General features: G+C 36.5%; 1 protein-coding gene and 1 pseudogene. Both read left to right on the forward strand.

Features of this window, described 5'->3' with window-relative positions; all coding sequences use genetic code 11:
• Positions 1 to 321: pseudogene (locus PR709_RS18825) on the forward strand (RHS repeat-associated core domain-containing protein); the annotation flags it as partial.
• A 352-nt stretch (positions 322 to 673) separates the two neighbouring features.
• A complete protein-coding gene (locus PR709_RS18830; RefSeq protein WP_014657247.1) occupies positions 674 to 1,126 on the forward strand; it encodes a hypothetical protein in 453 nt (150 codons plus the stop codon).
• The last annotated feature ends 326 nt before the right edge of the window (positions 1,127 to 1,452 follow it).

The following is a 1,452-nucleotide window of genomic DNA, read 5'->3' on the forward strand; positions in this document are numbered from 1 at the left end:
CGTGCCATCTATTACACGCACAGTGGCTTAAACGGATTGCCGGAGGCGCTCACCAACGGTGACGGTCATCTCGTTTGGCAAGGTCAATAGGGTGTTTGGGGGAATTTACAGCGTCAGGCCCGCCCTACCGGTGAGTTTAACAGTGAACAAAACCTGCGTTTTCAAGGGCAATATTTCGACAAAGAGACCGGCCTGCACTATAATACTTTCAGGTACTACGCCCCGGATTTAGGTCGCTTTACCCAGCAAGACCCCATCGGGCTGGCGGGTGGATTGAACCTGTACCATTATGCGCCAAATCCACTGACATGGGTGGATCCGTAGGGGTTGCATGTTCAGCATGGAATCGATGTATTAGCTGAAGATTGATGGGTTCAAGGTGCTCACGCTCATATTGATAAAATAGCAATTGCAATTACATCAGGTAAGTATGGGAAAATAATTTATACCCTGTTTTTAGTAAAACAAATGTAGACACAATTGCTTGGAAAAAAACAGAAAAATCAGATCAATACCTAACAGAACCCAAAAATAAAGCTAAAGTAATAACTTATCTAGAGATATGCTAAAGTAAGATGGCCTACTAAAGCCGCAGAGTGGAGTCACTTACAAAAAGTATTGAATAATAATAGGTTAGTAAAAGGTGTAACAGAAAAAATCAAAGCTGTTAGAGATGAAAAAAATAATTGATATAATTGATATAATTAAATCCAAAGGTTTTTTTAACTCAATATATTTGGATGAGGATAGGAAGTACCTTTTGTCGCTTTGTCAAAAAGAGAGTTTTAAATCAGCAGAAATTTATACTATTAATATAAGTAATTTTTCTATTGAGTTATGTATAGCGAGACAAAAAAATAAAAGTTATGAAGCTATTAGTGTTTCTCAATGTACTGATAATGCTAATATTAATATGCATATAACGGATAATTTAGGAATAATGAATACCCCCCTAAATCAGTTTTTTCAGTTACAAGGTTCATCATTGCCAACATTTTCTGTTTGTTCTAAAGATGACATAGAGCAGATAGAATTACATTTTACTAATGGCTGTAAACTTATCTATGAAAACAAAAAGTCCGTACCTAACATTCTATTTAATTTCCTGTTTACAAATAATGGTTAGTTTTATAATCCTGATAAAGTTGACAGATGGTTTAAATTTTTAGCAGTATGCGCCGAATGGGGTAGGTTGTGTGGAACCATTGGGATTGAGTTGTAGTTTTTATGGTAAATCAAAGCGATGGCGAAATAATGAAACCGGACGTTATACAAAACGGCCAACGGATCCATATGAATTAGTTCATAATGACTAAGTAAAATATGGCAATGTTACTGTCCACTCCCCATTAATTAAGACACCCTAAACTAGAGTTTTCTAACTGTTTACGATAGGCCTCCGGAGGGAGGTGATTTAAGTTTTCGTGCGTTCGATTTTGGTTATAATCTTGT

It is taken from the genome of Providencia sp. PROV267, from assembly GCF_028477825.1.
Lineage (GTDB): Bacteria > Pseudomonadota > Gammaproteobacteria > Enterobacterales > Enterobacteriaceae > Providencia > Providencia stuartii.

Coding starts and splice junctions, on each gene's coding strand:
- PR709_RS18830 (WP_014657247.1), top strand. CDS start 674: ATGAAAAAAATAATTGATATAATTGATATAATTAAATCCAAAGGTTTT.